At 58.6% G+C, this 926-nt stretch carries 2 protein-coding genes; both read left to right on the plus strand.

Features of this window, described 5'->3' with window-relative positions; genetic code table 11:
- A partial coding sequence (locus AC0L2Z_RS35315; protein WP_473630633.1) for a Crp/Fnr family transcriptional regulator occupies window positions 1–584 on the plus strand: 584 nt, incomplete at its 5' end.
- Between the two features lie 79 nt (window positions 585–663).
- Window positions 664–909, plus strand: a complete 246-nt coding sequence (locus tag AC0L2Z_RS35320) for a hypothetical protein (protein ID WP_473630634.1) — start codon at window positions 664–666, stop codon at window positions 907–909.
- Window positions 910–926: the final 17 nt, after the last annotated feature.

Genomic DNA, 926 nt, shown 5'->3' on the forward strand with positions numbered 1-926 from the left:
CATATCAGCCGATTGAGCAAGTGTATTTTCCAGAGGCGGGTATCGCTTCGGTGGTCGCCACCATGACCGGAGGGCGACAAAGCGAGGTTGGCATCATCGGCTACGACGGCATGACCGGAGTTGCCGTCATTCTCGGCCAGGACAGGTCTTCCAATGAAACCTATATCCAGGTCGCCAGTAATGGCTGGAGCCTGCCTGTTGAAAGTCTTCGCTCTGCGATTAGAGAAAGCCCGTCCCTTCGCGAGTCACTGCTCCGGTATGCCCACGCCTTCCTTGTCCAGTCGTCCCGGACGGCACTGGTCAATGGCCATTCGAAAATCGAGGAGCGGCTGGCCCGCTGGTTGCTCATGGTCCACGACCGTGCTGAAGGAAATAAGATCTACCTGACACGTGAATTTCTGGCGACCATGCTTGGCTCTCGGCGCCCGGGGGTTACCACTGCCCTCCAAATGCTTGAATATCGGGGGCTGGTTCACGCCAAGCGCGGCGAGATCACCATCGTCGACCGTGCCGGAATGATAAAGCTCACGCATGGTGCCTACGGCGACGACGATCACCGTCACTTCGGCCTGGCCTCCGCCTGATTGTCCGGTATCGGACATATGCTTGAATGCCGCCGCATATAGGCCGAAAGTCGGATGGTTGAGCAGGGAGGCACTGTTGATGACCAACACTTTTCACACCATCACGGTTGAAAGTGCGGCAGAGGCCTATGTCCTCTCCAGGGGCAAGGCCCGGTTCCTCTCCATCTCACAGGCAATCCGCGCCATTCGAACACTAATGCCGGCTTGCAAGGCCACCGACGCCGAATTGGAGGCGATGCTGGCGGCGACATGCATCGTTCACAGTGTTCCCGTCGCTTTCGACGCAACAGCGGTCGACGGCTCAGAAATGCGGCTCCATGCGTAGGCCGGAAATGTCCGCGC

It is taken from the genome of Mesorhizobium sp. WSM4850, from assembly GCF_055811735.1.

What these genes read in the sequence shown, in the direction of transcription:
- AC0L2Z_RS35320 (WP_473630634.1), top strand. Translation starts at nt 664, where the DNA reads ATGACCAACACTTTTCACACCATCACGGTTGAAAGTGCGGCAGAGGCC.